Below are 25,564 nucleotides of genomic sequence, written 5' to 3'. Positions count from 1 at the left end.
AAGGGTCAAGTGGTCAGCGCAGTTCGAGGCCGGCGAGGTCGCCCGCCGCCCGCCAGCGCCTGAGGATGCTCACGAACTCCACCGAGCCGCCGCCGTAGCTGGAGTTGAGCCGGGGCATCGCGCTCGGGTCGCCCTCGTTGTTGTAGAGGCCGGGTGTGCAGTTCTCCAGGAAGTCGAGATCGTTGCTGGCGAGCCGGAGGATCTCCTCGACCCACTCCTTCTCGGCGGCCTCTGACGCCTCCACGACCCGGTGTCCGCGTTCCTCGACGCTCTTGACGATGTACGCGAGGTGCCGGGTCTGCTCGCCCAGCATGTAGGCGATGTTGACGTGCCGGCCCGCCTGGATCTTGGAGAGGATGAAGCAGTTCGGGAAGCCGTTCACCTGTAGTCCGTGCAGGGTGCGCGCCCCGTCCGCCCACTTCTGCGACAGCTTCACGCCGTCGCGGCCGACGATGTCGTATCCGGCGCGCTCGGTGTAGGGAACGGCGAACTCGTGCTCGTAGCCGGTGGCGAAGATCAGGCAGTCGACCGGGTACTCCCGGCCGTTCGCGACCACCCCGGCCTCGGTGAGCCGTTCCACGCCCTGCCCCTGGGTGTCTACGAGGGTGACGTTGGGCCGGTTGAAGGTGTGGAGATAGCCGTCGTGGAAGCAGGGCCGCTTGCAGTACACGCGGTAGTACGGCTTGAGGGCGGCGGCGGTCGCGGGGTCGGTGACGACGTGGTCGATGCGGGCGCGCAACTCCTCCATCTTGAGGAAGTCCGCCCGCTCGGCCGCGAGCGCCCGCTCCTTGGGGTCGCCCCCGGTGTCGCCGGTCGGCAGGATCGCGGCGGCCAGTTTGGCCGTGGTCTGGGTCCAGCGGTCCTGGACCAGGTCCTCGTCCTGCGGGATGCCCGAGGTCAGGGCGTGGAAGTTCTCCATCCGGCGCTGCTGCCAGCCCGGTTCGAGGCTGTCCGCCCAGTCGGGCGGGGTGGGCCGGTTGCCGCGGACGTCGACCGTGGCGGGGGTGCGCTGGAAGAGGAAGAGCCGCTCGGCCCACTCGGCGAGGTGCGGGGCGAGCTGGATGGTCGTCGAGCCGGTGCCGATGACGCCGACCGTCTTGCCCTTCAGCCCGGTCAGGCCGCCGGTGCTGTCACCACCGGTGTAGTCGAAGTCCCAGCGGCTGGTGTGGAAGGAGTGCCCGGCGAACGCCTCCAGGCCCGGCACGGCGGGGAGTTTGGGGCGGTGCATCAGGCCGATCGACATGGCCACGTACCGGGCCCGGAACAGATCCCCGCGGTCGGTGCTCACCAGCCATCTCTCGGCGGCCTCGTCCCAGCACAGTTCGGTGACGGCGGTCTGGAAGAGGGCGTCGCGGTAGAGGTCGTACTGGTGGGCGACCCGCTGGAGATGGGCGAAGATCTCGGGTCCGGTGGAGTACTTCTCCGTGGGTATCGTGCCGGTCTCTTCGAGCAGCGGCATGTAGATGTAGCTCTCGACGTCGCAGCGGACGCCGGGGAAGCGGTTCCAGTACCAGGTGCCGCCGACGTCGCCCGCCTCGTCGATCAGCCGGATGCGGTCGAGGCCCGTCTCCCGGCGCAGGTGGGCACCGGTCAGCAGGCCGCCGATACCGGCGCCGACGACGGCGACGTCCACCTCGTCGGTGAGGGGTTCGCGCTCCCGCCGCTCGGTGTAGGGGTCACGCGCGTAGCCGCTGAAGTCGCCGCGCGCGAACTGGTAGGTGCGCCCGGCGCCGCGCTTGTCGCGTTCCTGCCGGTACTTCTCCCGCACCGCCTCCAGATCGATGGTCAATGCTTCATCGCTTCGGTCGTCGCTCTCGGCGTGTGCCACAGCTCCTCCTCGGGGGAAGGGGGCGGAAGGGAGACATGACGCCATACGTCGTCGAACTGATCGCGCAGCCGCAGTGGGGCGTCGGAGTTGCTGAAGAGGTAGAAGCGGTCGGAGCCGAGGGCCTCCCACACGAGTGAGGCGACGTCCTCGGCGCTCACGGAGGTGTCGCCGCCCGCGCCGCGCGGGGCGGTCAGGCCCTGGACCATGGGTGTGTCGACCCGACCCGGGCACAGCACCGACACCCGGATCGCGGTGTCCCGCAGATCGGCACGCAGGCTGCGGGCGACCGCGAGGTCGGCGTGCTTGGAGGCGGCGTAGGCGGCGCTGCCCGCGCCGACGGCGAAGGCGGACATCGAGGCGGTGTGGATCAGGTGGGCGGGTCTGCCGCGCTCGAGGAGCGGGGGGATGAAAGCGCGGGACACCAGGACGTGCGCCCAGTGGTTCGCCTCGAAGACCTGCCGCATCCGGTCCAGCGGCACCTCCCACAGGGGCTGTCCCACGGGACCGATGACCCCGGCGTTGTTGCACACCACATCGATTTCGCCGAGCACGTCGAACGCGGTGTCCGCGAGGTGTGCGACGTCGTCCGGGTCGGTCAGGTCGGCTCTCACGGCGGTGACCTTGGCGCCGCGCGCCGTGAGTTCGGCGGCCCGCGCACGCAGCGCGTCGCCCGCGACGTCCGCCATGACCACGGCGACGCCGGCCTGTGCGAAGCGGGCGCTGAGGGCGAGTCCGATGCCGCTGGCGGCGCCGGTCACCACGGCCGTGTCTGTCCGTAACTGCACTTGGCTGCCTCCGCTTCTGTACGCGGGTACGCCGAAGGACGGCGTGCCGTTGTCCGCGAGAAGGTCTGGGTCAGTACGCGTCGTGCGGGGGACGCGGCGTCACCGGGGGTCAGGGAGCTTCAGGCTGATCACGAGGACGATCACCGAACAGCACGCCAGGAGGGCGAGGACGGCCACGGCCGCCGGCATCGTCGACTGCCAGTCGGTCATGGAGAGGTAGAGGGTGCCGCCCACGGTCGCGCCCAGCGCGGTCGCCATCTGCTGGCTGGTCACCAGCACACCGCTGCCCATCCCGGCCTGGGCCGGGGGCACATCGGCGAGGATCATCCGGAACAGCGTCGGCCCTGTCAGCGCGGCGCCCACGCCGTAGAGGCCGATCCCGGCGAGTACGAGCGTCAGGGAGGGGTGCGGCCAGCCGAACCGGATGACCAGCGCGAGGAGCAGCAGGCCCGCACCCTGGACGCAGGCGCCCAGGGTGACGATGCGGGCGCCAAGGGCCGCCGCGATCCTCGGGGTGAACAGGGTCACCGCGAAGAATGCCACGGCGAACGGCGCGAGGCCGCCGCCGGATTCGAGGCCGTCGAGGCCGAAGTGGCCCTGCGCGACCAGTGCGTAGACGAAAAGGAAGGCACCGAAGCCGGCCGAGAACGGGACCATGGCCGCAAGGCCCCTGCGCATGCCCGGGTGGGACAGCACGGTCGGGGACAGCAGCGGCGAACCGCCCCGCGCCTCCAGTCCGCGTTCGACCCGTGTCAGCGCCAGGGCGCCCGCCGCGGCGACCAGCAGCAGAGACCACAGCCACAGCGGCCAGCCCAGGTCGGGGCCCGCCACCACCAGGGCGAGGACGCAGACCATGGTGACGCCGAACAGGGCGGTGCCCTTGGGGTCGAATCCGGGCTTGGCACCCGCCCTGGTCGCGGGGACGCGCCGGACGGCCAGCAGCGCGGCCACACCGATCGGTACGTTGATCGCGAAGACCGCCCGCCAGCCGATCCCCGCGATGTCCAGCGAGACGAGGAGGCCGCCCAGGATCTGTCCGACGACCATGCCGAGGGCGGCGGTCGCGCCGTACATGCCGATGGCACGGGCGCGTGCCTGGCCCTCGGTGGCCGCCTGGATCGTCGCGAGCACCTGCGGTACGAGCATGGCGGCGGCGGCGCCCTGGAGCAGCCGGGCCGCGACGAGGAACTCGATGGTCGGGGCGAGTCCGCAGAGCGCCGAGGTGAGGGTGAACGCGGCGAGTCCGTAGGCGTACAGGCGGCGCCTGCCGAAGGCGTCGCCGAGCCGGCCGCCGAGCACGAGGCCGAGCGCGTAGGTGAGGCCGTAGCCGGACACCACCAGTTCCAGGGCGGCGGGGCCGCCGTGGAGGTCGTCGCTGATCGAGTTCAGCGCCACGTTGACGATGGAGGCGTCGACGATGGACAGGGCGTATCCGGTGAGCACCACCACGAGGGCGATGCCGCTGAGCCCCGTGGCGACCGGCTCCGTACGGGGGGCGGGCTCCGGCGCCACGCCGGGGCCCTTGGCGGAGGGCAGGCCCTCGCGTTTCGTCATGCGTTGCCTACCCGGGCTTTCTCGGGGAACGGTTGAGGCGGGTGCGGGGATGACTCGGTCATTCGGCGGTGGTGGGGGTGCCGGTGATCTTCGACAGGATGCCCTTGGAGGCGTCCTTCGCGGACTCGGGCCAGGGGGTCAGGGAGTTGAAGCCGCGGTGCGAGGAGGCGGGTTGGATGCGGGTGTCCATCGACATCCGCATGCCGGCCGGGTCCACCGAGACGTTCGGGAGGGACTTGTGGCACGTGAAGGCGTGGAAGAGGATGACGTCGCCCGGCTCCATGGGCGAGAACAGCAGTTGTTCGTCCGCGCCGAACTCCTCGGCGGGGATGCCGCGCACGGGGTGGCCGAAGCGGCGGAAGTTCTCGGTGATGACGTGCTCGCGAGGGCCCCGCTTGTGGCTGCCGTCGGCGATGGCGACGCCCCCTATGGCGGGACTCGTCGGCAGCAGCGGTATCCAGGCGGTGCGGAAGTCCTTGTTCGGGCCTATGTAGAAGCCGTCCTGGTGCAGGGGCGTCAGGAAGCTCGGCTCCGCGGAGCCCGCGGCGGTGGGGTAGTAGCGGATCGTCGTCGACTTGAAGACGAAGACGGGCTCGCCGAAGACCTTCTCCCAGACCTTGACGGTCGTGGGGTGGTTCCACAGCTCGTCGTATTTGACGTACTCGTGCATCGCGACCTCGTCGACCGCCTCGAAGGAGTCGATGGTGAGGGTGTCAAGGGTGGTGCCGGGGGCCGCGTGGCCGAGTGCGATCAGGCCCTGGAGCATCTGCTCGGCGGCGGTCCGCACCAGTTCGCGGTCCAGGGCGCCCCGCAGATAAAGATATCCGTGCTCTTCGTAGAACCGGTCAAGGGCCTCACGGTTGTCGAGAAGAGGGGCGCAGTCGACGTACTCGCTGAAAGTCTCCGTCATGGTTCCTTGTCCTCGTGAAATCTGGCGCGTGGGGAAAGGAGCGTCACACCTCCGGGCAGACCGACAGCTTGATTCGATCGACCAGGAGCCTATATAGCCCAGCGATGCATTTCCAGCCCTTAAAATGCCTGAGGGGTCGTCAACTCGCATTGCCGGATGGCTTGTTCGTTTCCTGCGAAAGTTTCTGCTGACGGCGGTGCGACGGTTCTGCCGATACCGCTCAGAACGTCACCGGGATTTCGTCGAACCCGCCGGTGATCCGATGCTCCTGCCACCGCAGCGAATCCTCCGGAACCGCTAGCCGCAGGTCCGGCAGACGACGGAACAGCCTCTCGAAGACGGCGGTCAGCTCGATCCTGGCCAGCGTGCGGCCTATGCAGTGGCGGGCGCCGTGCCCGAACGCCAGGTGTGACTTGGGCCTGTCCCGGTGCAGATCCAGCACGTCGCCCGCGGGGTAGGCCCGCTCGTCGATGTTGGCCGCGCCGATGGCGAGCTTCACCGCGTCCCCGGCCCGGATCACCGTCTCGCCGACGGTGATGTCGCTGTGCGCGTAGCGGGGTATCAGCGCGTTGGATCCCTTGCCGCCGACGCTCAGGCGCAGGATCTCCTCGACCGCGGCCGGCGCGAGGCCGGGGTCCTCGACGAGCTGCGCGCGCTGGACCGGGTTGCGCAGCAACAGCAGGGTGCCCAGGTCGATGCGGACGATGGTGGTCTCGTAACCGAACAGCAGCACGGCGCTGCCCAAGTCGACGATCTCCGTGTCGGACAGCGTGCCGCCCTTGGCCGTGATCAGCTCGGAGAGGATGTCGTCGCCCGGTTCGGCCCGCTTACGTGCCACCAGGTCCATCATGTAGTCGACGACCTTCTTGAAGGTGTTCGCCGAGTGCTGATCGTCGCTGTGGTCGAAGGTGCCTCTCGCCCACTGGCCGAACCGCTCCCGGTCGGCCAGCGGCACACCGAGCAGATCGCAGACCACCATGGTCGGCAGCGGGAACGACAGCGCGCGGTGCAGATCGACCGGCGGTGTGCCGACGGCCAACTCGTCGAGCAGCCTGTCCACATGGTGCTCGATCCGGGTCTGCATGCGGCGCATCCGCTGTGTGGTGAAGAGGGGGACGAGCAGCTCGCGCATCTGCGCGTGCCTGGCGAGTTCGGTGTCGCAGTCGTCCCCCGCCATCAGCGCGACCATGAAGCCTCTGGCCGCGCTCTTGGCCGACTGCTCGCGGTCGGGGTTGCTGAGGCGGAGCCTGCGGTCGGCGAGCAGGGTGCGCACCTCGTCGTAGCGGGTGACCAGCCAGGCGTCCTCACCGGCGGCCCGCACCTTGGTGATCGGCCCCTCCTGCTGCAGTGCCCGCATTTGGGGTGCGATGCCCATGACGGACGGATTGTCGAACGGTAACGTCGGAAGTTCCTTCATGCGGGCATGCTCATTTCCCCGAGGATTTCCGGCATTCTTCTGGAAGTACCCCGGATCGACAGCGAAGGCGATTTCCTGGACGGGCCGACGGCGCCGGTGGCGCCGAGGTCGCGGAAATGTCAGAGCGAGACGCGCCATTGCGTCATGGAAAGCCGGTGCGGACCGCATGCCCCCGCAGGGCGCAGACCGTCAATGCATCAACGAGACTATATAAGTGTGCGCTATTTTTCTAGGGTGACCACTTCGCAGACCAACAGCCCCCAGGACCACCTGGACGTGAGCGCCCTGATCTCGGCGATCGAGAACTTCAACCGCTTCTACATTCGCCTGCCCGCTCTCCAGACACTGTCGTTCACCACTCTGTCCGTGCTGGACACCCTGAACTCGCGGGGGCCCACCCGGCTCACGAAGCTCGCCAAGACCGAGCAGATCAGCCAGCCAGGACTCACCCAGCTCGTCACGCGCCTGGAGCAGGACGGCCTCGTGGAACGCCGCGCCGACCCGACGGACGGGCGCGCCGTCCTTGTCCACATCACCGACGCCGGGCGGCAGGTCGGCGCGTCCCGCCTGGAGGACCGGATCCGCCGCCTGATCCCGCTCGTCGCCCAACTGGCGCCCGAGGACCAGCGGGCGATCACGGAGGCGCTCCCCGCGCTCTCCCGCCTCGCCGAACTCGGCCACCGGACCCGGTCGTGACGGCCCGGCCCGATGCCCCGCCGCGACGACGGCTCAAGCCGAGCCCCCGCCGGTAAACCCTGCTGTCGGCCGGTAAACCCTCGGGCTGTCGGCGGTCCCTAGAGCGAGGTGCCGACCTTGAGTGCCAGGTCGATGAGGCGGTTCGAGTAGCCCCACTCGTTGTCGTACCAGCCGACGACCTTGACCTGCGGCCCGTTCACGCGGGTGAGACCGGCGTCGAAGACGCAGGAGGCCGGGTCGGTCACGATGTCGGAGCTGACGATCGGCGCCTCGGTGTAGGTGAGCAGCCCCTTGTACGCGCCGGCGGCGGCCTTCGCGTACGCCTCGTTGATCTCCTCGACGGTGGTACGGCGGCTCGTGGTGACCGTCAGGTCGGTCACCGAGCCGGTGGGCACGGGGACCCGCAGTGCGAACGCGTCGAGGCGGCCCTGGAGTTCGGGCAGGACCAGGCCGATGGCCTTGGCGGCACCGCTGGACGTCGGCACCACGTTGACGGCGGCCGAGCGGGCGCGGCGCAGGTCCTTGTGCGGGGCGTCCTGGAGGTTCTGGTCCTGGGTGTAGGCGTGGACCGTGGTCATCATTCCGTACTCGATGCCGACGCTGTCGTGCAGCACCTTGGCGAGGACGCCGAGGCAGTTGGTGGTGCACGAGGCGTTGGAGATGATGTTGTGGTTGGCGGGGTCGTAGGTGTCGTCGTTGACACCCAGGACGATCGTGACGTCCTCGTCGCTCGCGGGGGCGGCGATGATCACCTTCTTGGCGCCGCCGTCGATGTGTGCGCGGGCCTTCTCGGCCTTGGTGAAGATGCCCGTGGACTCGATGACGACGTCCACACCCAGGTCGCCCCAGGGCAGTTGGGCCGGGTCGCGCTCGGCGAGGACCTTGACCGTCTTGTTGCCGACCCGGATCGCGCCGGGCTCCGCGGTGATCTCCTCCGGGAAGCGGCCGAGGACCGAGTCGTAGGCCAGCAGGTGGGCCATGGTCGGCACGTCGCCCAGGTCGTTGACCGCGACGATCTCCAGGTCCGCGTTCCTGGCGGCGACCGCCCGGAAGACGTTCCTCCCGATGCGGCCGAAGCCGTTGATACCTACACGAACAGTCATGCGTTCCTCTCACGACGGTTTTTGGGGCTCGGTGGTGAAGAGAGGGCAGCCGAGCGTGTCGCGGCGCGCCGCAACGGCGGCCACCCAGAACACCATAAGCAACTTCTGTAAGTTATCAATACATCGCCGCTCCGCAAGCTATAGGCTCCCCCGCGTGCCTGCCTCTCCGTGCGACCTGAATGTGACTCAGTTCATCGACGTCGTCGAGGAGTTCAACCGTTTCTACATCCGCCTGCCGCGCAGGCGAAACCACGCGTTCAGCACGCTGTCGGTGCTGGACACCCTGGCCTGTGCCGACCGCCCGAAACGGCTGACCGAGCTGATCGCGGGCGAACAGCTCAGCCAGCCGGGGCTCACCCAGCTGGTCAAGCGCCTGGAACGCGACGGCCTCGTGGAACGCGCACGTGACCCGCGCGACGGCCGCGCCGTTCTGGTGCACATCACCCAGAAGGGGCGGAACATCGGCGAGTCGTGCCGCGGGGAACGGGCCGAGCAGCTGACACCACTGATCGCACTCCTCACCCCGGAGGAGCGTCGCGCGATCGCCGGGGCACTGCCCGCGCTACGGCGCCTGACGCGCCTCGGGCGGGACGGCGCCGGGGCCGCCGGCGGCCCGTCAGGTTACGTGGAGCGCACGGGGGAACAGGCCCCGAGAGGAAGGGTGTGCGGGGCCCACGGGCGTCATCCGGCGCGTGCCCCGGAGGGCGCACCGACGCCTACCCAGTAGGCCGGCAGGAAAGGCGGGGAACTCCGGCCGGGTGCCCGGACCGTTCCCCAGCCAGTGCCCGGACCGCGCCCCTGCCCTAGCTGGCTGCCGCACCGCTCGCCGTATGGGCCCAGCCCAGGCAGAGCTGCCGCCCGGTGCGTTCCGGGACGGTCATGGCGTATGGCTCATGCGCCTGGGTCAGCGGGAAGCCGAAGCTCTTCTTGTCCGGATCAGACGGGCGGCGGATGGACGGCACACCTCGTCCACCGTGCACCACAAGAAGAAAGAGGTACTCCCATGCAGTCCGAGAAGCTCGTGTACGACGTTCCGCTGATCGTGGAGGTCGGCGGTTTCCGTGAGCTGACCCGTTCCGTTCGCCGTGGCCACTGGATCGACTTCTTCGGTGGTTGGTGGCTGTGATCGAGACCGCGCTCTGATGCGACGGTCCGGCACGTAGCAGAACACCGGGCGATCGGCGCGAGGCTTCGCGTCGATCGCCCCCCCTCTGGGACGTCGATCGCCTCCCTCAGGGGCAAGGAACCCCATGGAATTCATCGTTCTCCCGGATCACCCCGCTGCCGCGCCGTGTTCGCTCTGGCGCCGCACAGGGCCGGGGACAAGATGGTCAGGCACCCCTCGGGCCGGCCCTGGGTCATCGGAAGGTGGCACGACGAGGAACTCACCTCCGCGTCCGCCGGCTCCAACGCGGTGGTCCTGCTCGGCCGGGCCCGCATCAGCGAGAGCGAACTCGCCCGCAAGCTCGCGGCGATGCGCTCAGTGAGCGACGTCGACTCGTTGAGCCGCTCGTCGCACGGCTGCTTCCACCTGCTCGCCTCCATCGGTGGCCAGGTCAGGGCTCAGGGCAGCCTGACCACGGTGCGCCAGGTCTTCTACGGATCCGTGGCCGGGGTGGCGGTGGCCGCCGACCGGCCGCAGAGCGTGGCCGCGCTGACCGAAGCCGGCATCGATGAGGAACTTGTGGCGCTTCGCCTCCTCTTTCCCACCGCACCGCACCCTTTGTCCCAGGCCTGCCTGTGGCGCGGCGTCACCTCCTTGCCGCTGGGCCACTACCTGCTGATGCCCGCCAACAGCGGTGCGCGCCCTGTTCGTTGGTGGACACCACCCGAGCCGAGCGTGCCGTTGGCCCAAGGCGCCGACACACTGCGCCGAGCGCTGGAGGCGGCAGTCGAGACGCGGACCGCTCACTCCGCCACGGTGAGCACCGATCTCTCCGGCGGCATGGACTCCACCAGCCTGTGCTTTCTCGCCGCACCACGAGCCGCCCGGCTGGTGACCTACCACCATGTGCCCTTGGGCCCTTCGAATGCCCGCTGGCTCCGGTCGTCTGCCGCCCTCCTCGGTCCGGAGCCGGGGAAGCGGGGGACCGGGCCAGCATGGGAAAGTCCGCCCGCCATGCCCCTGTGGGCAACGCCCCGAGCGGTCAGCGCCGTACGCAGCCTCATCCACGCGGCGGCGGACGGGGAGCCGGACCCACTCGCCCCGCTGCCGGTGCAGCACGACATGCTGAGCGTCGCCCAGCTCTGCGGTGAGATGACACGTCGGGCCTCCCGCTTCACCGCACGTCACGGTCTCTCCTACGAAGCCCCTTACCTCGACGACCGCGTCGTCGAGACCGCGATGTAGGTCCGGCTGGAGGACCGGATCGCGGCCGGACGCTACAACCGGTGCTCGCGACCGCCATGCGCGACGTTCTTCCGGCGTACGCGCAAGGCCGCGCGACCAAGGGCGACTACAGCCGTGAGCTGTACGGAGGCCTGCGTCGGCACCGGGCCGAGCTGCTCGAACTGTGCGAGGAGTCCGTGCTCGTAGAGATGGGTCTGGTCGACCGCGTGGCACTGAGGGGGCTGCTGCTCGGCCTGCACCCTGACACCGCCCTTTCATGGCCTTCGATTCGACACTGGCCTGCGAGCTCTGGCTCCGATCCCTGAACCGAAACAACCGCAGCGGCACAACTGCCTCCCTCCCACCGCACCGCGAGGAAATCTGATGCGCTTCTCCCTTCACCCCCATGTCACCAACACGGAGACCGAGCACGGCGCGGTGCTCCTGAACGAGAAGACCGGCCGGTACTGGCAGGCCAACGACGCCGGTGCGCGGGTGCTGCGGTGCCTGCTCGACGGCGGGACGGCCGAAACCGCCGCGGCTGCCCTGTGCCCCGGCGACCCCCAGGCGTACGAGCGGGCACTGCGCGACGTACAGGGCATGATCGACGGCCTGCGCGAAGCAGGCCTGGTGAACTCATGAGCGGCCTGGTCACCACCGAAGTGTCCGAGCGCCCACCCCTCGGTCTCCGGATCACCGCACGGTGCGCGGTCGTCGTGGCGTTCGGTCTCGCCCGTCTCTCACCCGGCGGCGTACGGAGGGTCTTGCGCTTCCTCAGCGCCCGGGCCCGTCCCGCAGGGCATGAGCAAGCGCTGCGGGCCCGCAAAGCGGTGGTTGCCGCCAGCGTGCGCTGCGCCGGCCCGTGGTGCTTGCCCCGGTCCATCGCCACAGCCCTTCTGTGCCGTGTCGGCGGGACGTGGCCGGACTGGCACGCAGGGGTGTGCGCGGAGCCCTTCCGCGCACACGCCTGGGTGGTCGCGGACGGCGAACCGGTCGGAGAGAACAAGGCCTCTCTCGTCCCCTTCCGTTCCGTCATCGTCGTGAAGGCCGGCCGCTGAACGGGGTCCGCCACACGCGCCGCCCGTGCGGGCCGACACGTGCAACACAACGGCCGACCAGTCGTTCATCCTCATGCGGAACGCGCACGCGTACCGCCGGTGAAGGAGGAGGAACGAACGTGATGACGGGGAATTCCATGAGGCCGATCGCTGCTGCGCTGGGCGTCATCATCGCCACGACAGCCCTCTCGGCAACCCCGGCCCAGGCCGCGGCCGAGGAGGGGCTGGTCGGTCACTACCACTCCGAGTCGGGGTGCCTCGACGCGGGAGCGCAGGGCAAGCGCAAGGGCAAGTGGGCCGCCTACAGGTGCCTGCCCTCCTGGGACGGCCCAGAGCCGTGGGGCCTGTGGGTATCTTGAAGCCGCGACCTGTCGCAGTCTCCGGTCACCCGCGCACCAGGCCAGTGGCACGGGTGGCCGGAATGGCGCTGGGGCTGCTGGTGGCAGTACTGGTGTTGAAACTGACGGTGCTGTCCGTGTCCGGAGAGCAATGGCGCGCTGTCCACTACTCCCAGCCGCAGACCCTCGCTGTGGCCATACGGTTGGCAGTCGGACTCCCGGAGTGGGTGATCGGGGTGCTGCTCCTCGCCGATCGTTCCGGTCAGCGGATGGGGGCGCTGCTGCTGGCCGCGGGGGCCGTGCTGGTCGTGCCGCGCACGGTGTCCGACCTGCTCGCCTTCATCGGCGACTGGTCGGCGCCGGTGGATGCGACGGTGCTGGCGCTGGCGGCCGTCGCACTCGCCGACCACCCCCTGAGCGTCCTCGTCTTTCCCGTGTGTTTCCTGCGCGAACCCGCCGTGCGACGGTGCCGGTGGTACCTGATCGCGCCGACCACCGCTGTCCACGCCGGCCATGGGGCTCTCTGGTTCCTGGCGGTGCCGGGAGCGCCGCCCTTCTTCAGTCCGTGGTCGGGGACCGCGACGGCGCAGTGGGCCCTCCAGCGCCTCGGCCCGGCCAGCCGTCTGGTGGACTGGGGTGAGCGGCGCGGTCGCGCTCGCCGTGACGGCCACCGTGGCCCACTGCGCACTGTCCGGCAACGACGCGGCGGAGCGCCGTCGCTGGCTGCTGCTCGCCGTCTCCTACGCCGTCTGTGCGTCCTTGCTGCTCGGCGACTGGTGGGGGGAACGCTGGACCATGGCCGCCCGTGCCGCAGGAGGCACGGTCTGGGTCGCCGTCATGCCTGACCGTCGCCAGAAGCAATGTCTGGCGGCTGGAACGTGCGACCGTCCACCGGTTGTCCGTGGCGTTCGTCCTCACCCTCTTCGGCACCGCCGCGGCGAGCGTGGCCTTGGTCATCTGGACGGCTGTTCCGGCCGTGCGCAGTACCACGTCGTTGACGGTCGCGGGCTGTGCGCTACTGGCCGGCTGGGTCACCCGGCCCGTGCTGGTGCACTCGTCTCTGCGGGTCGAGCGTTTCTTCTACGGTTCGAGAGCCCGACCCCACCACGCCATGAGGAAACTGGTGACGCGACTGCAGGAAGCTCCCGACCCCTGGGATGTACCGGAGCAGATCTGCCGCAGCGCGGTGGAGGACCTGGGCCTGTCCGGGGCAGCGGTCGAGGTCGACACCCGGTCAGGTGTACGTCGGCTCGGCGCGGTCGGAGTGCCGGTCAACGACCCCAAACAGGTTTTCCCTCTTCGCCACCACGGCCACGTAGTGGGCCGCCTGGAAGTGGCGCGCGACGGTACGAGCACGCCCGTGGAGAGGGACAGCGACCTGCTGTCCCTGCTTGCCGACCAGGCGGGGCCCCCCTGGCGGCTCTGCGGCTGGTCGAGGAAACGCAGGCCGCCCGGGAAAGCCTCGTACTCGCCAGTGAAGAGGAACGCCGTCGGCTGCGCCGCGAGATCCATGACGGCCTTGGCTCCCAACTGGCGGCCGTGCAAATGAGGTTGGGCACCGCTCAGGCGTGCGTCGGGTCGCAGTCGGCGGCGCCGGAGCATCTGCGGGCAGCCGCCGAGGGACTCAGCGAGGCACTGACCGAAGTACGCCGCATCACCGCCGGCCTGACACCGGCCGTCCTGGTGGAGCGTGGTCTCCTCGAAGCGATCCGGATTCTGGCGCACCGTTTGAGTACCGAGGTGGTTCAGGTCGTTGTGGCCGACTCCGTGACGACCGTGCCCGCTCTGGCCCCCGCGGTGGAGACGGCCGCCTACCGCATCGCCGCCGAGGCGATGACCAACGCCGTGCGACATTCCGGTGCCCGCCGCGGAGTCGGTCTGACCGTCACACCCACCTCGCTGACCGTGAAGGTCAGTGACGACGGCAACGGTCTGGGTGGCGGGGGCGTGCCGGGCACGGGTCTCGCCTCGTGCACAGAACGGGCCGAGGAGATCGGCGGGACAACCGGCGTGCGCACGGGCCCTCATGGCACCGCCGTGCACGCCACCTTGCCCCTCACCCGGCAGGGCCGGGAACGAGGAGGGTCATGAACGCCGAGAACGAAACAGCCGGGCAGGATCATGCGGCGGCGGCGGCAGCAGCAGCGGCAGCGGCACAGACCCGGCGCGTACTGCTCGTGGACGACCACCCCCTGTTCCGGGAAGGGCTCGCAGCCGCGATCGACCTGGACGACCACTTCACCGTGGTCGCGGAGGCGGCCAGCGGCGAAAAAGCCCTCACCGAGGCCGCACGAACCGATCCCGACCTGGTGGTCATGGATCTCGGCCTTCCCGGTCTCTCCGGCATCGAGGCCACACGCCGACTGCTCAGCGCCCACCCGCACCTTCGCATCATGGTGATGACGATGTCCGAGGACGACGACAACCTCTTGGCGGCGATGCGTGCTGGTGCTCATGGCTATCTCTTGAAGGGGGCTCTGCGTGAGGACGTCCTGCATGCCCTGCACACGGTCGCGCGGGGCGGCGCGGTCTTCAGCCCGCAGATGGCCGAGCGGCTGAGCGCACTTTTCGCTGCTTTCGGCAGCACACCGGCGAAGGAGGCGTTCCCGACGCTCACGGCCCGAGAACGCGAGATCCTCGACCTGCTCGCGGTCGGCCTCACCTACCGACAGATCGCGCAGCGGCTCTGCGTCGTGGAGAAGACAGTGCGCAATCACGTCGGAGCCATCTTCTCCAAGCTTCAGGTCCACGACCGTGCCGCGGCGATCGTCAGGGCCCGCAACGCGGGCCTTGGACCGCAACCGCAGTGAACACCCGGTGGCGGCGGTCGCCACCTCCCGACGCCACTGCGGCTTACGCATGAGTCATGCATAAGCCTCGTACAGCAAGCCTCTTTAGGAGCTGCCGCGTTGGCCATCAGTGACGTTGTGGTGGCCGAAGCGACCAGGACGGCCACCACCACTACGAGCTACGCAAAGAAGCGAGCCGGGGAGGCGGGTCCGTCTCGAGCTCAATGATCTGGGTGCGCAGGTGAGCTCGAGGACGGTGGGCCGCCCGGGGAGGATTGCGGTCGTCCTCAGCCCCCTCATATCTACGGGACCGCAGCTGCTGGGGGAGTGGCGTGGTCTGTTGGGATCGAAGGCGGACAGACCGCCTGGTCGGTATTTGATTCGGAACGGTACCCACGGACCGGCGCCGGGCGGACGGCCTGACGTCGGAACTCCACATCAACATCCGCTGGCTCCTCGACCGCAAGGAGGAACTGCTCGCCAAAGACCTCGGCGTATACGACTACTCGGTCATGGTCGCTTCCATCGCCCGCCACAGAGTCAACACCCCACAACTCGACGTAGGCAACCCCGACGCCTACTGGTGCGCCGCCGCACACTGGATCAGCTCCTACTGCTGTGCCCGCTGCCGGCCCGTAACACCTACGGCGTCGTCGCTGCAAACCTCCGAGCCTCTGAAGCCACCGTCAGCGACGACTTCGAGCCGTGGCGGAACCCGATAGAGGACACCCGCGCCCTGCGGGCCAACGGTGTACGACATCGCCGACCAGCTGTGCGGCGCGTGCCCCGCCCGATGACCGCACCTCCGGCACGGAACGCTCCCTGACCCGCGCTTTGTGCCGGCCGATCTGGGCGGCCGGCGGCATGATGACCGTGTTCGTCAGCGGCATGCTGCCAGGGCTGCTGATCTACGCGATTCGGCCGTGGACCGAAACCCGTCCCCGAGCGCGCGGTGATGGTCCGTCTGAGCCAGTGCGCTGCTGGCCGCCCCGGAAGGGTGCACGGCCCGAGGCAGTAGGCACGCCGGACCTCGAGGCCCTCAACGCCCCCGCCCGCCAGGTCCACAGCGCTGACGTCGCGGTCCCCACCATGAACTGCGCTAGGCAGCAGCGCTTGTACGTCGTTGACCCTCACACCTGGGGGATGCGGGCGTCTGGTCCACGCCCTCTGTGAGAGCTGCTCCGCAATGCCCCTCCACCCCGTAAGCCGCCCTCGGTTGCGTCCCCCGGGGCTGTGAGCAGCACAACAACTTCGTGGCGCAGAAAGAGCCCAGGCTTCACAGCGAGTGCGTGCTCAGGGTCAGTATCACTCTGCCGTGCCGAGGTACCCGTAGGCCTCCAGTCGCTCAAGTTTCCCAGTAGGTGGGCAACTTGAGCGGGGTTGTGCAGCTGGCCGCACTCCTACCCTTTGAACGCAAACGAACAGGGAGTAATCGTCGGTCACGATCTGGTCTCTATGGCTTTATGTGCGGAACCGAAACGCTCATTAATTCCTCTTAGATCTATTTGTCCCCCGCTTTCTGACGCTCTGGTCCTAATAAGTGAATTTGTAGGGAGTGGGTGAAGTCTGTAATGATCATGAGGTCGGACCGCGAAAGGTCCGTGAACATTGAACAACAGGGGGCTGTTTTGTTCACCGTCTGCGCCGCAATACGTAGACGGTGAAGAACTTTCCCCTCCTTGCCAGTTGAGGATTAATAAATGCGTTCCACCTTGATCAAGGTCATGGCTGTCCCTGCGGCATGTCTGACGCTCTGGGGCACTGCAGGAGCTGCCCAGGCCAACACTGAGCCGACGGCCGATGAAACGACCGTGGTGGCGAACATCGAGGACGACTCCATAACGTCGGACGAATCTGAGGGTGTCGTAATGCCTCTCGCAGCAGGCTGCCCCCACGACGGATACGGCGGCGGCCCGAACTCCCGCTGCACTTCACTCAGCGGTGGAGCCCTGTACCACTCCAAGTACCACCCGGACCGCAACAACGGTGCCATCAAGACCTGGTACAAGAAGACCAGCGGCAGCACGGTCACCGTCAAGCTGGGTTACACCAAGGGCAGCACCACTCACTATGGCGCTGCGGTGAAGCAGAAGTCGGGCACCACCAAGAGCAAGACCTGGAAGACCGGCTACGACGATATCTGCTCCTCGACGGTCGGCATCATGTCGGTCAGTGGCCAGGGAATCTTCCAGACACCGTCCGCACACTGCTGATCCCAGCACCAGAGAAGGAAGCCCCTGTTTACCCGTCGTCCGGTCGAGCAGGGGCTCGCCCTCAGTAAAGGAACGACGTGTTTCAAGCGATATTTCAGGGCAACGGCCCCTGGGTCGCCCTTCTGGCAATTACTGCCGGACTGCTTGCCCTCGGAGTTTTCACCTGGCTGAAGAAACGGCAGCGGCCAGCGCTGATACCCAGTGTATTTGTCGCTTATCTCGTCGTAGTCCTAGGTGTGACCCTCTTCCTTGCCGGTAGTGGATCGGCCAGTCATGAATGCACGGTCAACCGCCAGGTCGCCGAGCCGTTCCATACGACTCAGGGCCTGCTCAACGGCCTGATGACGGTCCCACTCGGATTTCTGGGATTGTTGGCTTCACGGCGCCGGCTTCTCACTCTCGCAGGGGTCCTCATCGGCCCCTGTCTGATCGAGCTGTCCCAGGGAACCGTCAACGCGTTCTCTCGGATTTGCGACAGCTCTGACGCGGAGATGAATATTCTCGGTGGCTTGGTAGGCATGGGATGTGCCTGGCTCGTGGCCCGCAGGTGGAGTATTGACTTCCGGTCCTACATCGACGAACGCGTAACGGTCCTTGTCGCAACCGCAATTGGTGTCATCGGACTTGGAGTGACAGTCCCGCGCGTCACATTCACGGCTGTCGACGCCACCAGCATCCAGGCGGGCTCAAGTGAACAAGCGGAAGCCATGCGCGACGCGCTCGACCAGGCGTTCGGAGACGACTACGCGTCTGTCGCCGACGGCAAACTCCAGTACACGCCCACGGAAGGCGCTGGCGAGCGAGGCACTCTGCACTTCTCGAGCGACAAGGTCGACGCAGAAATTTCGTGGCCGTCGAAGCTGTCTTTCACAGCCTCGCTGGAGTACAGCGATACACCTACAAGTCGCTCCTTCCCCATTGACGGGCGAGAGCATCCCAACCTCGCTCGCGGCGAAGCGAAGAAGCTGGCAACCCAGTACGCGCAGGCCCACTATCCGTGGGTGAAGGACGCAACCAATGTGACGGTAGCTCCTGTCGCAGACGGCAAACTCGGCTGGCTCGCTTCCTGGCGGACCGTCGAGCAGAAGGTGCTGATGCCGGCCATGCTCGATGTGCAGATCAACACGGCGGGCCGCATCAGCCAACTGAACGTGTCAAGCGGGCCGTCACACTTCGACGACTTGCCGTCGGTGGAGGTCAGCCGTGACCGGGCTATAGGCAAGGTCAGGGAGTCCCTGCGCCACCCGGAGACATACGAGTTCCATGCAAATGTCATCAAGGCGGTTCGCCGAGACGGTCGATGGAACCCGGAATACATCGTGCAAGCGATGGTAAAGGGCGCGGAGAACGATGATTCGGCGGACGTCACGGACTACTTCGTGGACGCCCACACCGGTCAACTGCACAAGGAGCCTCCGCTGTGACAGCCAACCACCAAGCCGACTGCCCGTCGGGCGCGGGGCCGTCAGCCGACATGCACCAGGAGTGGGTGCAGCGGCCGACCTGAGTGCTGCGAGAAGGGGCGTCGGCTGCGACGAGAGGCTCGCCACAAGGTAGCCCTCGTTGAGACTGACCTGGACGGTTTCGTCGATCAACAAGGGCGGTGCGCCGAAAGGGATTCTCATGAGGTCGGATGTCGACGATGATCACCTCATGACGACCAGAAAGGACCATGCCCTCTAGGCGCCCCGCTCCGCTCTCTACCGCTCGCGCGCCGCCGACCGCCGCACCACAGAGACCGATGGCCGTGACCGCACACCAAGAAGAGCCCGACCGTGCAGAAGACTGACCTCATCCCCTACGCCCAACTCCCCCGAGCGCACCACGACCGCCACGTCCTGACCAGTATCGTCGACGTCTTCGGCGCCGCCCACTGGCTGCTTGCCGAACGCGCTCCGCAGTCCGGCGGCGATGTCCTGCCCTTCGACGCGCTGGTCGTCTCCGGGAGCAGTCTTCCGCCGAGGGGAGTTGGCACAGCGACCGGCACCGCGCAACGTGCGCGCCCTCCATGCCTATCTTCTCGCGCTGAAGGAGCACGGCTTCGACGCGGCACCGGCCCCTGCCGGTCTCACTGCGGATGGCCATGAGCAACTGGCTTTCATCCCTGGCGACGCGGCGCTGTCGCCGTTCTCGGACTGGGCGATGACGGGTTCCGCCCTCGCATCGGTGGGGAGCCTGCTTCGGCGTCTGCATGAGACCAGCGCGGCCGTCGAGGTCGACACCCGCGCCGAGTGGCCCCCGGACCTCGCCGACCTGCAAGGGGGAGCGATGTTGTGCCACAACGACGTGTGCCCGGCCAACGTCGCCTTCCGCGAAGGTCGCGCCTCGGCCCTGATCGATTTCGACTTGGCGGCCCCGGGCCGTGCCCTCTGGGACATCGCCATGACCGCCCGCTATCGGGTGCCCATGCTCGATCCCGAATCCGCGGCCGCTCTCCATCCCCCCGGGCTGGATGCGGTCGCACGGCTGCGGATTCTTGCCGACAGCTACGGTCTCTAGGCGGGGGACCGCGCCGAGTTGCCCGGAGTCATCGAGCAGGCCACGGCGGTCTATCGGGCCTTCGTCGCCCGCCGCGTGGCTGGCGGAGACCCCGTCTATCTCCTGGCGTTGGCCGAGTGCGGAGGATGGGAACGCTGGGACCGCATGCAGACCTGGCCGGTGGACCACCGCCAGACGTTCACAGCTGCCCTACTGAACTGACCGACGGGACGTTCGGGGACAGGTACCCACGCCGCGCCCCCCGCCTGCCCATATGCCAACCGATCAAGCTCTGGTGGCACAGACCAGCGTTGATCGGCCTTGAGTGGCAATCGATCACCGTTCACCGGCACAGGTCAGCATGGAAGCCCACCCCCACATCCACGAGTTCGCTACAAGGGGGTGCATGACGGGACCTGAGGATCTGCGGCTGATCTCACTCGGCCTTTCCCAAGACCTTGTTCAGGTCGCTCGGTGCCTCGCGGGCTTGGACGTCACCCAGCTAAAGCGCGTCCTGACATGGTTGATTCTTGATCACGACGCGTTCTTCGGTGAGCTGGGGGAGCCGCCCATGTCGGTGCGGGAGCTGGCGGGATGGGGGCGATTGCGTCGCTGGAGCCTGAGCTGGCGGTGATGACGGCCGTACGTCGGGTCGCCACGCGGGAGACGGGGCTCACCGAGGTGGTAGAGGGCCTGGTGCCGCTGCATCGGGTTCACGCCCTCGCGATCTGCCGACGGTCATGCTGTTGCAGGCACGCGGCCGTAGCACAGCCCTGTAAAGCCTCGATGCCGCAACTATCCGATCCGAGCAGCTGGGTGCCCCAGGCTCTCCACGGCCCCTTGATCTGCGGCGGAGACCTCCACCACGAGCAGCGGTCGGCCCCTGACGATCTGGTCCAGTTGCGATGACAATCCGTCCAGGCCCTGTCACCTCACATTCCGTGTCGGTCGGCATCGGGCCGGAAGCGCCGACCGCGCCCTGCAGTGCCCTCACCGGTCCGGTTCGTCCGTCCCGGGGTCCGATGGCCCGGCCCGGCGATACCGTGGTGACACACACGAGATGACAGCCCAGGAGTCCCGGATGAGCCAGCAGCCGGCCCCCGCGCCCGCCCGCCAGCCCCTCGACGAGCACGCCGCCGAATCGGCCCGCGCGTACGCGGCCGCGGAGCGCGCCAAGACAGACGTCCTCGCCTCGGTCCTGGAGGACATCGCCGCCAACGGCTACCCCTCGCCCGAGTCCGGTGTGCCGTGGGAGACCGCCCGCGATGCCCACCTCGCCCGTCTCGCGGACGAGCAGCCGCGTGTCGCCTGACCACGGCTCGCGCCGCGCGCACGTCATTATGGTGGAGTCCGCGCTCGCCCAGCTGGCGAAGCTCACAGCGAGCGAGACTCACCGCCTGGACCGCGCGATCGTTGCCATCAGCGTCAACCCGGAGCTCGGCACCGAGGTGCCCGGCACCCTGCTGCGCGACTACGCGGACGAGGTCGATGGAGTCCGCGTGATCTACTACGTCACCGCCCTGAAGACCATCACGATCGTGGCGTACGTCGAAGCCTGACCGGGCGGCGCTGCACGAAGTCGAGCCGTGCCTGGGTGACTAGGGCAGCTTCGTCTCTCGGACCTCGATGCGTGGGTGCTCTCCGGCTGACACCCATCGGCCCTCCAGCGCCCGGGCGTCGACGCGGGCACCGAGCATCCGGTACGGGCGCAGCCTGATCCAGGTGATCTCGATGTAGACCTTCCCGGTCTCGCAGAAGAAGACGGTGATGTCGATCGGCTTTGACCCGCCCCTCATCGCCGGTCGGTACAGGCCGCTGCGCTCCGTGGCCTGGAACTCGACCACATGGTGCCGCTCGCCGAGGCCTGGGGCTCCGGGGCCAGCACTTGGAGCGCGGGGCGCCGCCAGGCCCACGCCAACGACCTCGGTGACGAGCGGTCGTTGGTCGTGGTGACCGCGCGCAACAACCGCTCGAAGTCAGACCAGGACCCGGCCGAATGGCGGCCGCCGCTCGCGGACGCCCGCTGTACAGGGCGCCTAGGGCGATCTGACTGATTGAGAAAAAACCAGGTGTGGCTGGTCGCCCCCATAGTGTGAGATGCGGGACATGACGATCGTTCTGAACGAGCCCGGCGTCGACGGGCTGACCGGCGCCGTGGATGCCCTTCGCGTATGGCAGGACGACCGAACGCCTTTGCAACTCCATCCGGGAGACCTCGGCTGGGCCTGGGCGCTGGGCGCGCAGAGGCTGGCCGCGGCCGTCCGCACCTGGAGCGTCGACGGACGGATCATTGCTGTCGGATACCTGGATGCCCCTGATGTGCTGCGCTTGACGACCGCGCCGGACCTGCGACAGGACGAGGCTCTGGCGCGCCAGATGCTGGCGGACCTCAATGATCCGGAACGTGGGGTCCTGCCGCCCGGAAAGGTCAGCCTCGAAATCCCCAACGGCGCCCTGCTCCGCGAGGTCCTCCTGGAAGCGGGCTGGAATCTGGACGAGCCGTGGACGCCGCTGCGCCGAGACTTGGCCGAGCCGGTAGGGGACTGCGGCCTGCGGATCGAGATAGCCGGCCCGGAGACGGCGGGGGTGCGGACGGCAGTGCACCGCTCGGCGTTCGCCAGCCCGACGTTCACCGAGGAGATCTGGCACGTCCTCGCGGCCGGGCCGCTCTACGCCGACGCCCGTTGCCTGATCGGCTACGACGACCAGGACAACGCGGTGGCCGCGGCGACGGTCTGGTCGGCCGGGCCCGGCAAGCCCGGCCTGCTGGAGCCGGTGGGCGTGCACGCCCACCATCGCGGTCGCGGCCACGGGACGGCGATCAGCGTCGCCGCCGCGGCGGCGCTGCGTGAACTGGGCGCGTCAAGCGCACTCGTCAGCACCCCGAGCGCGAACGCTGCCGCCGTCGCCACGTACAGGGCAGCTGGATACGAACCGTCGTCCGAACGGCTGGACGTCAGCCGAGCCGCCTGAAAATGATCAGACAGCGGTATCGGACAGGCCGCGTCCTGCCCCCGGCTGAGACCGAACGCCCTTGTGAGGACGCGGGGTAGGCCGGGGTTCGATGATGGTTGGATGGTTCGTCCACGAGAGCCCGTAGCTGACCTGGCGATGATCCCGCCACCGGCGATGACGCCCGTTGGAGCGCGCCAACTGCGGAATAATCCGCGCCCGGGCCACCTCGGTCAATTCACGCGGCGGCGGAGGCGAGCTTCGAGGCGGCGGTTGTCGCTCATCGTGTAAAGCGGTAGTTCCTCCGGGGGCCGCTTTCAGCGCGCGCGAGGGCGCCAGCCTATTCCAGGCGGCGCAGCCAGCAGAGGACGGAGGAGGGGCTGGACAAGCCGGCCGCTGTGACGATCTCGTGCACGCTGGGTGCCTCACCGTGATCGGCAATGTGGGCCCGGACGCAGCCGAGGATCAGGCACTGCCGTTCGGCGATGTCGCAGGAGCGGCGGGTCATGACAGTCCCTGGGCGCGCCGGCGGAGGTCGGCCTGCTTAGCGCGCGGCACCGTCTGGGCGATGTATCGAGACAGGTCGAGGAGGTGTCTGCGCAGGGCGGTGTTGCTGCTGGCGGGCGCGTGGGCCAGGGCTTGATAGGTGCGGGTCCACTCGCGCTGGGTCTGGAGGAGATCGGGGGCATAGTCGTGGTGCGCCATGCCGCCAGTAGAGCATGTGTTCGATTTATCGGGCCACTCCGACTCCGAGAGAATCAGCGTTCATCGCGAGAGGTCACCTGCCGCCACGTCGGCGCCCTCCTGCATGTCGACGACCCCGGTGGGGGCGTCTGCGGAGGGGAGTCGCCCGGCCGGGGGGCGTGGTCACCGAGCGCCGGGTCGTCGCCCTCGCGCTTGCGGGGGATGGTCCGAGTTGCTCCGGCTCTGCTCACCCTCGACCGCCGTCGCCCCCGCATTCGCGAGGAGACGAGGACACTGAACCGGATGCACCCCGCTGTAGTTCGCCTCACCGCACTCGTCCCTCCAACTGGTTCCCAACGCGCACGCGACTGGGCTGCCGACATACGGCTGGCCGCTGAAGTGGACCTGGACGGAGCAGTTGCCCGGCCTCGCCGCGCGCCCGCTGGACGGTGACGCCACTGGGGCGGTGATCGCATGACCGGCGAGCTGAGCGGCGTCAACCTCGCCCGCCAGGCCCTGGTCGCGGCCCGGCTGCGAAGAAGAACGGCGCCGCCCAGAGGGAGAAGCCGAAGCGGCGCACCGGCACCGTCCTGCGGCGCGCGGCCGAGGAGCAGCGGTTCGCCGCCGACGCCCTGGCCCAAGGCCTCGGCTCCGCGTGGCAAGCGCACCGTTATTTGGGGGGTGGCCCTATGTCTTTGGTCAAGGGAAAGGGGGGCGCTGGGTCGGTGAGGCGGGCGGCGTGGCGGGGTGGTTGATCTGTTGTGGGATGGCGTGGCGTGCTTCTTCGGCCCGGACTTGATGGGGTTGTTGCCGAATGTGCGTGTCTTGGATGCTTCGGTGGAGGACTGGCAGGTGGTCCTCGACCTTGTTGCGGAGAAGGGCTGGAAGTGCCGGTACTCCGAGGGAGAAGCGGTGCTTCCGGTGCCGCGGGTGGAGGTCGGGTTGTCCCGCCCGGTGGATGCCGAGTGCCCGACGGGTCTGGCCGACGGCCGATGTGTCCGTCGGCGGAGCGGGCCCGCCGCCGAGGACTCCCCGGCGGCCAAGGCGGTTCCCAGCCGAGCGGTTGTGTGAGCGGCCGTTCAGCCCGGCAGCGGCATTCAGGCAGTGACGCTCATGCCGTGAAAGGCCGGTGTCCTTAGGTGGTTTGGCCCGCCACCTATCACCTAGTCCCTTGAGTCCCTGCCGTTCTGGGGCCACGCATCACGGCGACGGCATTGTTCATGCCCTGTCTGCGTTCTTCCTGCTGTCTGCCAGGCGGCGGACGATCTGATTGGCCGCTTCAATGACGAGGCTGACAGCGCCGACGCCAGCCAAACGCAGCCACCACGGGAATCCGTAGTACTCGCCGAGGGTGAACGCTACGACGAATCCGACGGTGACGGACAGCCAGGTGGGAAGAGCTGGGAACTCCGGCTTCTTCTTGTCACTCATGGTGGGGGGCACAGTGATTCCTTGTCTTCTTGGGCCGGTGTCCCCCGGCATGAAATGCCGGGGGACACCATTTGCGGGTTACGGCGTCACTGACCCCTGGATCAGTGGAACATCTGCCAGATGCTGTACAGGTCGGACCCCACACCCATAGCGGCCAGCGGACCCTTGACGTACCAAGGCAGGCCGTTGTACCACTTCTTAAAGTCGCTGTACTTTCCCGCGACGGCCTTGGTGAAGCCCTTTACCTTCTTCAGCGCCTTGATCACGGGACCGAACTTGCCGCCGGCCCGGGTCTCCACGGCGCTGCCGTCCGCGATGGCCTGCAGCTCCGCCCGTTCCTGGGCGTTGAAGCGGTTGCCCTCGTACTTGAGGAGATTCGCAGCGAGCTGCTGGACTGCCTGCCGTTGGGTGAGCGTGGTCGAGGTCACCTCGGCGCTTACCGGCTGGGCGGTGGCGGCATGTGCGGCGGTTCCGCCGACACCGATGGCCAGAGCGGCCATCACCGTGGCGGCGCTCACATGCATGGTTTTGCGATTCACGTTACACTTCCCATTGCGTACACACGCAAGGGGGGTGTGGAATCGGCACTCCGGAATGATTTGCACACCAGATCCGGCGCGCATTCCGCTCCCCCCGTACGAAACTTACTTTGCTTCTCACTCATCGAAACAGCCTGGTCAGGGCCGTTCCGATGACCATGAACATATCTCGCCCTGACGTGCCCTTCACATTTATCAACCTGTGAGCATGCTCACGTCTGCAGATTGAAACCCTTAAGCTCGGGCATTACATCTGTCAGGGGTTGGCCTGCTGGGCTGTGACGTCCGCCCCGGCACGCTGCGTAAGACCGTCCCGAGATGCCTTCGTGAATCAGTAGCAATGCCAGTTGCCATCGGCACCCAATGGGTGACGTAGCGTCAATTTCTTTTGCGTACACGCGGATTAGCTATCTTCGCTGAGCAGGCCTTCTGTGTCGTGCAGTAACTCGTGATCAATTAC

Annotated in this window: 28 protein-coding genes and 3 pseudogenes; 20 read left to right on the top strand and 11 right to left on the bottom strand. The window is 68.0% G+C overall.

The window, feature by feature from the left end:
- Positions 1-13: 13 nt before the first annotated feature.
- The 5 genes from ptlE to penM all read right to left on the bottom strand — a co-directional run bounded on the left by ptlE (position 14) and on the right by penM (position 6,494).
- Positions 14-1,768 carry a neopentalenolactone/pentalenolactone D synthase gene (gene ptlE / locus DMA15_RS00415; RefSeq protein ID WP_125517133.1) on the bottom strand — a complete coding sequence of 585 codons (1,755 nt, stop codon included), beginning with the start codon at positions 1,766-1,768 and terminating at the stop codon, positions 14-16.
- A 17-nt stretch (positions 1,769-1,785) separates the two neighbouring features.
- Positions 1,786-2,613 (bottom strand): 1-deoxy-11-beta-hydroxypentalenate dehydrogenase, encoded by an 828-nt coding sequence (gene ptlF / locus DMA15_RS00410; RefSeq protein ID WP_125510665.1) that lies wholly within the window; start codon positions 2,611-2,613, stop codon positions 1,786-1,788.
- Positions 2,614-2,712: 99 nt separating this feature from the next.
- The gene (locus tag DMA15_RS00405; RefSeq protein WP_125510664.1) at positions 2,713-4,167 is read right to left on the bottom strand and encodes an MFS transporter; all 1,455 of its coding nucleotides are present in this window, start codon (positions 4,165-4,167) and stop codon (positions 2,713-2,715) included.
- Positions 4,168-4,225: 58 nt separating this feature from the next.
- Positions 4,226-5,077: a 1-deoxypentalenic acid 11-beta-hydroxylase gene (gene ptlH, locus DMA15_RS00400; RefSeq protein ID WP_125510663.1), complete on the bottom strand. Its 852-nt coding sequence runs from the start codon at positions 5,075-5,077 to the stop codon at positions 4,226-4,228.
- Between the two features lie 220 nt (positions 5,078-5,297).
- A complete protein-coding gene (penM, locus tag DMA15_RS00395; RefSeq protein WP_125510662.1) occupies positions 5,298-6,494 on the bottom strand; it encodes a pentalenolactone synthase in 1,197 nt (398 codons plus the stop codon).
- A 234-nt stretch (positions 6,495-6,728) separates the two neighbouring features.
- Here penM and DMA15_RS00390 point away from each other — a divergent pair, with 234 nt between their 5' ends.
- Complete coding sequence (locus DMA15_RS00390; protein WP_240659629.1) at positions 6,729-7,190, top strand: MarR family transcriptional regulator; 462 nt, start codon at positions 6,729-6,731, stop codon at positions 7,188-7,190.
- Between the two features lie 98 nt (positions 7,191-7,288).
- On the opposite strand, the gene gap is transcribed toward DMA15_RS00390, so the two are convergent.
- Complete coding sequence (gene gap / locus DMA15_RS00385) at positions 7,289-8,293, bottom strand: type I glyceraldehyde-3-phosphate dehydrogenase (RefSeq protein ID WP_125510661.1); 1,005 nt, start codon at positions 8,291-8,293, stop codon at positions 7,289-7,291.
- Positions 8,294-8,447: 154 nt separating this feature from the next.
- Here gap and DMA15_RS00380 point away from each other — a divergent pair, with 154 nt between their 5' ends.
- The 16 genes and pseudogenes from DMA15_RS00380 to DMA15_RS00310 all read left to right on the top strand — a co-directional run bounded on the left by DMA15_RS00380 (position 8,448) and on the right by DMA15_RS00310 (position 21,057).
- Positions 8,448-9,020 (top strand): MarR family transcriptional regulator, encoded by a 573-nt coding sequence (locus DMA15_RS00380; protein WP_240659628.1) that lies wholly within the window; start codon positions 8,448-8,450, stop codon positions 9,018-9,020.
- 276 nt (positions 9,021-9,296) lie between these two features.
- On the top strand, positions 9,297-9,419 hold the full coding sequence (locus DMA15_RS00375; RefSeq protein ID WP_125510659.1) for a lasso RiPP family leader peptide-containing protein: 123 nt from the start codon (positions 9,297-9,299) through the stop codon (positions 9,417-9,419).
- Positions 9,420-9,620: 201 nt separating this feature from the next.
- A complete protein-coding gene (locus tag DMA15_RS00370; protein ID WP_125510658.1) occupies positions 9,621-10,643 on the top strand; it encodes an asparagine synthase-related protein in 1,023 nt (340 codons plus the stop codon).
- A gap of 56 nt (positions 10,644-10,699) precedes the next feature.
- Positions 10,700-10,948, top strand: a complete 249-nt coding sequence (locus tag DMA15_RS00365; RefSeq protein ID WP_125510657.1) for a hypothetical protein — start codon at positions 10,700-10,702, stop codon at positions 10,946-10,948.
- Between the two features lie 58 nt (positions 10,949-11,006).
- Positions 11,007-11,264 (top strand): lasso peptide biosynthesis PqqD family chaperone, encoded by a 258-nt coding sequence (locus DMA15_RS00360; protein ID WP_125510656.1) that lies wholly within the window; start codon positions 11,007-11,009, stop codon positions 11,262-11,264.
- Positions 11,261-11,680 carry a lasso peptide biosynthesis B2 protein gene (locus tag DMA15_RS00355; protein WP_125510655.1) on the top strand — a complete coding sequence of 140 codons (420 nt, stop codon included), beginning with the start codon at positions 11,261-11,263 and terminating at the stop codon, positions 11,678-11,680. The genes DMA15_RS00360 and DMA15_RS00355 overlap by 4 nt, the downstream gene beginning before the upstream one ends.
- 122 nt (positions 11,681-11,802) lie before the next feature.
- Positions 11,803-12,039, top strand: a complete 237-nt coding sequence (locus DMA15_RS00350; protein ID WP_125510654.1) for a hypothetical protein — start codon at positions 11,803-11,805, stop codon at positions 12,037-12,039.
- Between the two features lie 62 nt (positions 12,040-12,101).
- Positions 12,102-12,863 carry a hypothetical protein gene (locus tag DMA15_RS36955; RefSeq protein WP_206302597.1) on the top strand — a complete coding sequence of 254 codons (762 nt, stop codon included), beginning with the start codon at positions 12,102-12,104 and terminating at the stop codon, positions 12,861-12,863.
- 56 nt (positions 12,864-12,919) lie between these two features.
- A complete protein-coding gene (locus DMA15_RS37210; RefSeq protein ID WP_240659627.1) occupies positions 12,920-13,567 on the top strand; it encodes a hypothetical protein in 648 nt (215 codons plus the stop codon).
- Positions 13,558-14,109 carry an ATP-binding protein gene (locus tag DMA15_RS37205; RefSeq protein ID WP_240659626.1) on the top strand — a complete coding sequence of 184 codons (552 nt, stop codon included), beginning with the start codon at positions 13,558-13,560 and terminating at the stop codon, positions 14,107-14,109. Before DMA15_RS37210 ends, DMA15_RS37205 begins: the two co-directional genes overlap by 10 nt.
- Positions 14,110-14,195: 86 nt before the next feature.
- Positions 14,196-14,828 (top strand): response regulator transcription factor, encoded by a 633-nt coding sequence (locus tag DMA15_RS00340; protein WP_125517130.1) that lies wholly within the window; start codon positions 14,196-14,198, stop codon positions 14,826-14,828.
- A 1,679-nt stretch (positions 14,829-16,507) separates the two neighbouring features.
- On the top strand, positions 16,508-17,020 hold the full coding sequence (locus tag DMA15_RS00330) for a hypothetical protein (RefSeq protein ID WP_125510653.1): 513 nt from the start codon (positions 16,508-16,510) through the stop codon (positions 17,018-17,020).
- A 77-nt stretch (positions 17,021-17,097) separates the two neighbouring features.
- The gene (locus tag DMA15_RS00325; protein WP_125510652.1) at positions 17,098-18,444 is read left to right on the top strand and encodes a VanZ family protein; all 1,347 of its coding nucleotides are present in this window, start codon (positions 17,098-17,100) and stop codon (positions 18,442-18,444) included.
- 487 nt (positions 18,445-18,931) lie between these two features.
- Positions 18,932-19,720: pseudogene (locus tag DMA15_RS00320) on the top strand (phosphotransferase).
- A gap of 859 nt (positions 19,721-20,579) precedes the next feature.
- Positions 20,580-20,810 carry a hypothetical protein gene (locus DMA15_RS00315; RefSeq protein ID WP_125510651.1) on the top strand — a complete coding sequence of 77 codons (231 nt, stop codon included), beginning with the start codon at positions 20,580-20,582 and terminating at the stop codon, positions 20,808-20,810.
- On the top strand, positions 20,800-21,057 hold the full coding sequence (locus DMA15_RS00310) for a hypothetical protein (RefSeq protein ID WP_125510650.1): 258 nt from the start codon (positions 20,800-20,802) through the stop codon (positions 21,055-21,057). The genes DMA15_RS00315 and DMA15_RS00310 overlap by 11 nt, the downstream gene beginning before the upstream one ends.
- Positions 21,058-21,096: 39 nt before the next feature.
- On the opposite strand, the gene DMA15_RS00305 is transcribed toward DMA15_RS00310, so the two are convergent.
- Positions 21,097-21,294 carry a hypothetical protein gene (locus DMA15_RS00305; RefSeq protein WP_125510649.1) on the bottom strand — a complete coding sequence of 66 codons (198 nt, stop codon included), beginning with the start codon at positions 21,292-21,294 and terminating at the stop codon, positions 21,097-21,099.
- A 30-nt stretch (positions 21,295-21,324) separates the two neighbouring features.
- On the opposite strand from DMA15_RS00305, the pseudogene DMA15_RS00300 reads away from it, so the two are divergent.
- Together DMA15_RS00300 and DMA15_RS00295 are read left to right on the top strand one after the other, a co-directional pair.
- A pseudogene (locus tag DMA15_RS00300) lies at positions 21,325-21,528 on the top strand (DUF1524 domain-containing protein); the annotation flags it as partial.
- A 76-nt stretch (positions 21,529-21,604) separates the two neighbouring features.
- Positions 21,605-22,471 carry a GNAT family N-acetyltransferase gene (locus tag DMA15_RS00295; RefSeq protein WP_125510647.1) on the top strand — a complete coding sequence of 289 codons (867 nt, stop codon included), beginning with the start codon at positions 21,605-21,607 and terminating at the stop codon, positions 22,469-22,471.
- A gap of 319 nt (positions 22,472-22,790) precedes the next feature.
- On the opposite strand, the gene DMA15_RS00290 is transcribed toward DMA15_RS00295, so the two are convergent.
- Positions 22,791-22,958, bottom strand: a complete 168-nt coding sequence (locus DMA15_RS00290) for a hypothetical protein (protein ID WP_125510646.1) — start codon at positions 22,956-22,958, stop codon at positions 22,791-22,793.
- Complete coding sequence (locus DMA15_RS00285; RefSeq protein ID WP_125510645.1) at positions 22,955-23,155, bottom strand: hypothetical protein; 201 nt, start codon at positions 23,153-23,155, stop codon at positions 22,955-22,957. The genes DMA15_RS00290 and DMA15_RS00285 overlap by 4 nt, the downstream gene beginning before the upstream one ends.
- Before the next feature lie 726 nt (positions 23,156-23,881).
- Here DMA15_RS00285 and DMA15_RS37200 point away from each other — a divergent pair.
- Positions 23,882-24,131, top strand: a pseudogene (locus DMA15_RS37200) (hypothetical protein); the annotation flags it as partial.
- 221 nt (positions 24,132-24,352) lie between these two features.
- Here DMA15_RS37200 and DMA15_RS00275 read toward each other — a convergent pair.
- Positions 24,353-24,565: a hypothetical protein gene (locus DMA15_RS00275; RefSeq protein WP_125510644.1), complete on the bottom strand. Its 213-nt coding sequence runs from the start codon at positions 24,563-24,565 to the stop codon at positions 24,353-24,355.
- Between the two features lie 101 nt (positions 24,566-24,666).
- Positions 24,667-25,104, bottom strand: coding sequence for a hypothetical protein (locus tag DMA15_RS00270; protein ID WP_125510643.1), 438 nt, complete (start codon positions 25,102-25,104; stop codon positions 24,667-24,669).
- Between the last annotated feature and the right edge of the window lie 460 nt (positions 25,105-25,564).

Source organism: Streptomyces sp. WAC 01529, from assembly GCF_003945545.1.
In the GTDB taxonomy this organism is placed as follows: Bacteria; Actinomycetota; Actinomycetes; order Streptomycetales; family Streptomycetaceae; genus Streptomyces; species Streptomyces anatolicus.
The sequence above is the reverse complement of the archived record's forward strand: the minus strand, read 5'-3'. Positions and strand labels throughout refer to the sequence as shown.

What these genes read in the sequence shown, in the direction of transcription:
- DMA15_RS00405 (WP_125510664.1), bottom strand. Translation starts at nt 4,167, where the DNA reads ATGACGAAACGCGAGGGCCTGCCCTCCGCCAAGGGCCCCGGCGTGGCG.
- ptlH (WP_125510663.1), bottom strand. Translation starts at nt 5,077, where the DNA reads ATGACGGAGACTTTCAGCGAGTACGTCGACTGCGCCCCTCTTCTCGAC.
- penM (WP_125510662.1), bottom strand. Translation starts at nt 6,494, where the DNA reads ATGAAGGAACTTCCGACGTTACCGTTCGACAATCCGTCCGTCATGGGC.
- gap (WP_125510661.1), bottom strand. Translation starts at nt 8,293, where the DNA reads ATGACTGTTCGTGTAGGTATCAACGGCTTCGGCCGCATCGGGAGGAAC.
- DMA15_RS00375 (WP_125510659.1), top strand. Translation starts at nt 9,297, where the DNA reads ATGCAGTCCGAGAAGCTCGTGTACGACGTTCCGCTGATCGTGGAGGTC.
- DMA15_RS00370 (WP_125510658.1), top strand. Translation starts at nt 9,621, where the DNA reads ATGGTCAGGCACCCCTCGGGCCGGCCCTGGGTCATCGGAAGGTGGCAC.
- DMA15_RS00365 (WP_125510657.1), top strand. Translation starts at nt 10,700, where the DNA reads ATGCGCGACGTTCTTCCGGCGTACGCGCAAGGCCGCGCGACCAAGGGC.
- DMA15_RS00360 (WP_125510656.1), top strand. Translation starts at nt 11,007, where the DNA reads ATGCGCTTCTCCCTTCACCCCCATGTCACCAACACGGAGACCGAGCAC.
- DMA15_RS00355 (WP_125510655.1), top strand. Translation starts at nt 11,261, where the DNA reads ATGAGCGGCCTGGTCACCACCGAAGTGTCCGAGCGCCCACCCCTCGGT.
- DMA15_RS00350 (WP_125510654.1), top strand. Translation starts at nt 11,803, where the DNA reads ATGACGGGGAATTCCATGAGGCCGATCGCTGCTGCGCTGGGCGTCATC.
- DMA15_RS36955 (WP_206302597.1), top strand. Translation starts at nt 12,102, where the DNA reads ATGGCGCTGGGGCTGCTGGTGGCAGTACTGGTGTTGAAACTGACGGTG.
- DMA15_RS00330 (WP_125510653.1), top strand. Translation starts at nt 16,508, where the DNA reads ATGCGTTCCACCTTGATCAAGGTCATGGCTGTCCCTGCGGCATGTCTG.
- DMA15_RS00315 (WP_125510651.1), top strand. Translation starts at nt 20,580, where the DNA reads ATGAGCCAGCAGCCGGCCCCCGCGCCCGCCCGCCAGCCCCTCGACGAG.
- DMA15_RS00305 (WP_125510649.1), bottom strand. Translation starts at nt 21,294, where the DNA reads ATGAGGGGCGGGTCAAAGCCGATCGACATCACCGTCTTCTTCTGCGAG.
- DMA15_RS00295 (WP_125510647.1), top strand. Translation starts at nt 21,605, where the DNA reads ATGACGATCGTTCTGAACGAGCCCGGCGTCGACGGGCTGACCGGCGCC.
- DMA15_RS00290 (WP_125510646.1), bottom strand. Translation starts at nt 22,958, where the DNA reads ATGACCCGCCGCTCCTGCGACATCGCCGAACGGCAGTGCCTGATCCTC.
- DMA15_RS00285 (WP_125510645.1), bottom strand. Translation starts at nt 23,155, where the DNA reads ATGGCGCACCACGACTATGCCCCCGATCTCCTCCAGACCCAGCGCGAG.
- DMA15_RS00275 (WP_125510644.1), bottom strand. Translation starts at nt 24,565, where the DNA reads ATGAGTGACAAGAAGAAGCCGGAGTTCCCAGCTCTTCCCACCTGGCTG.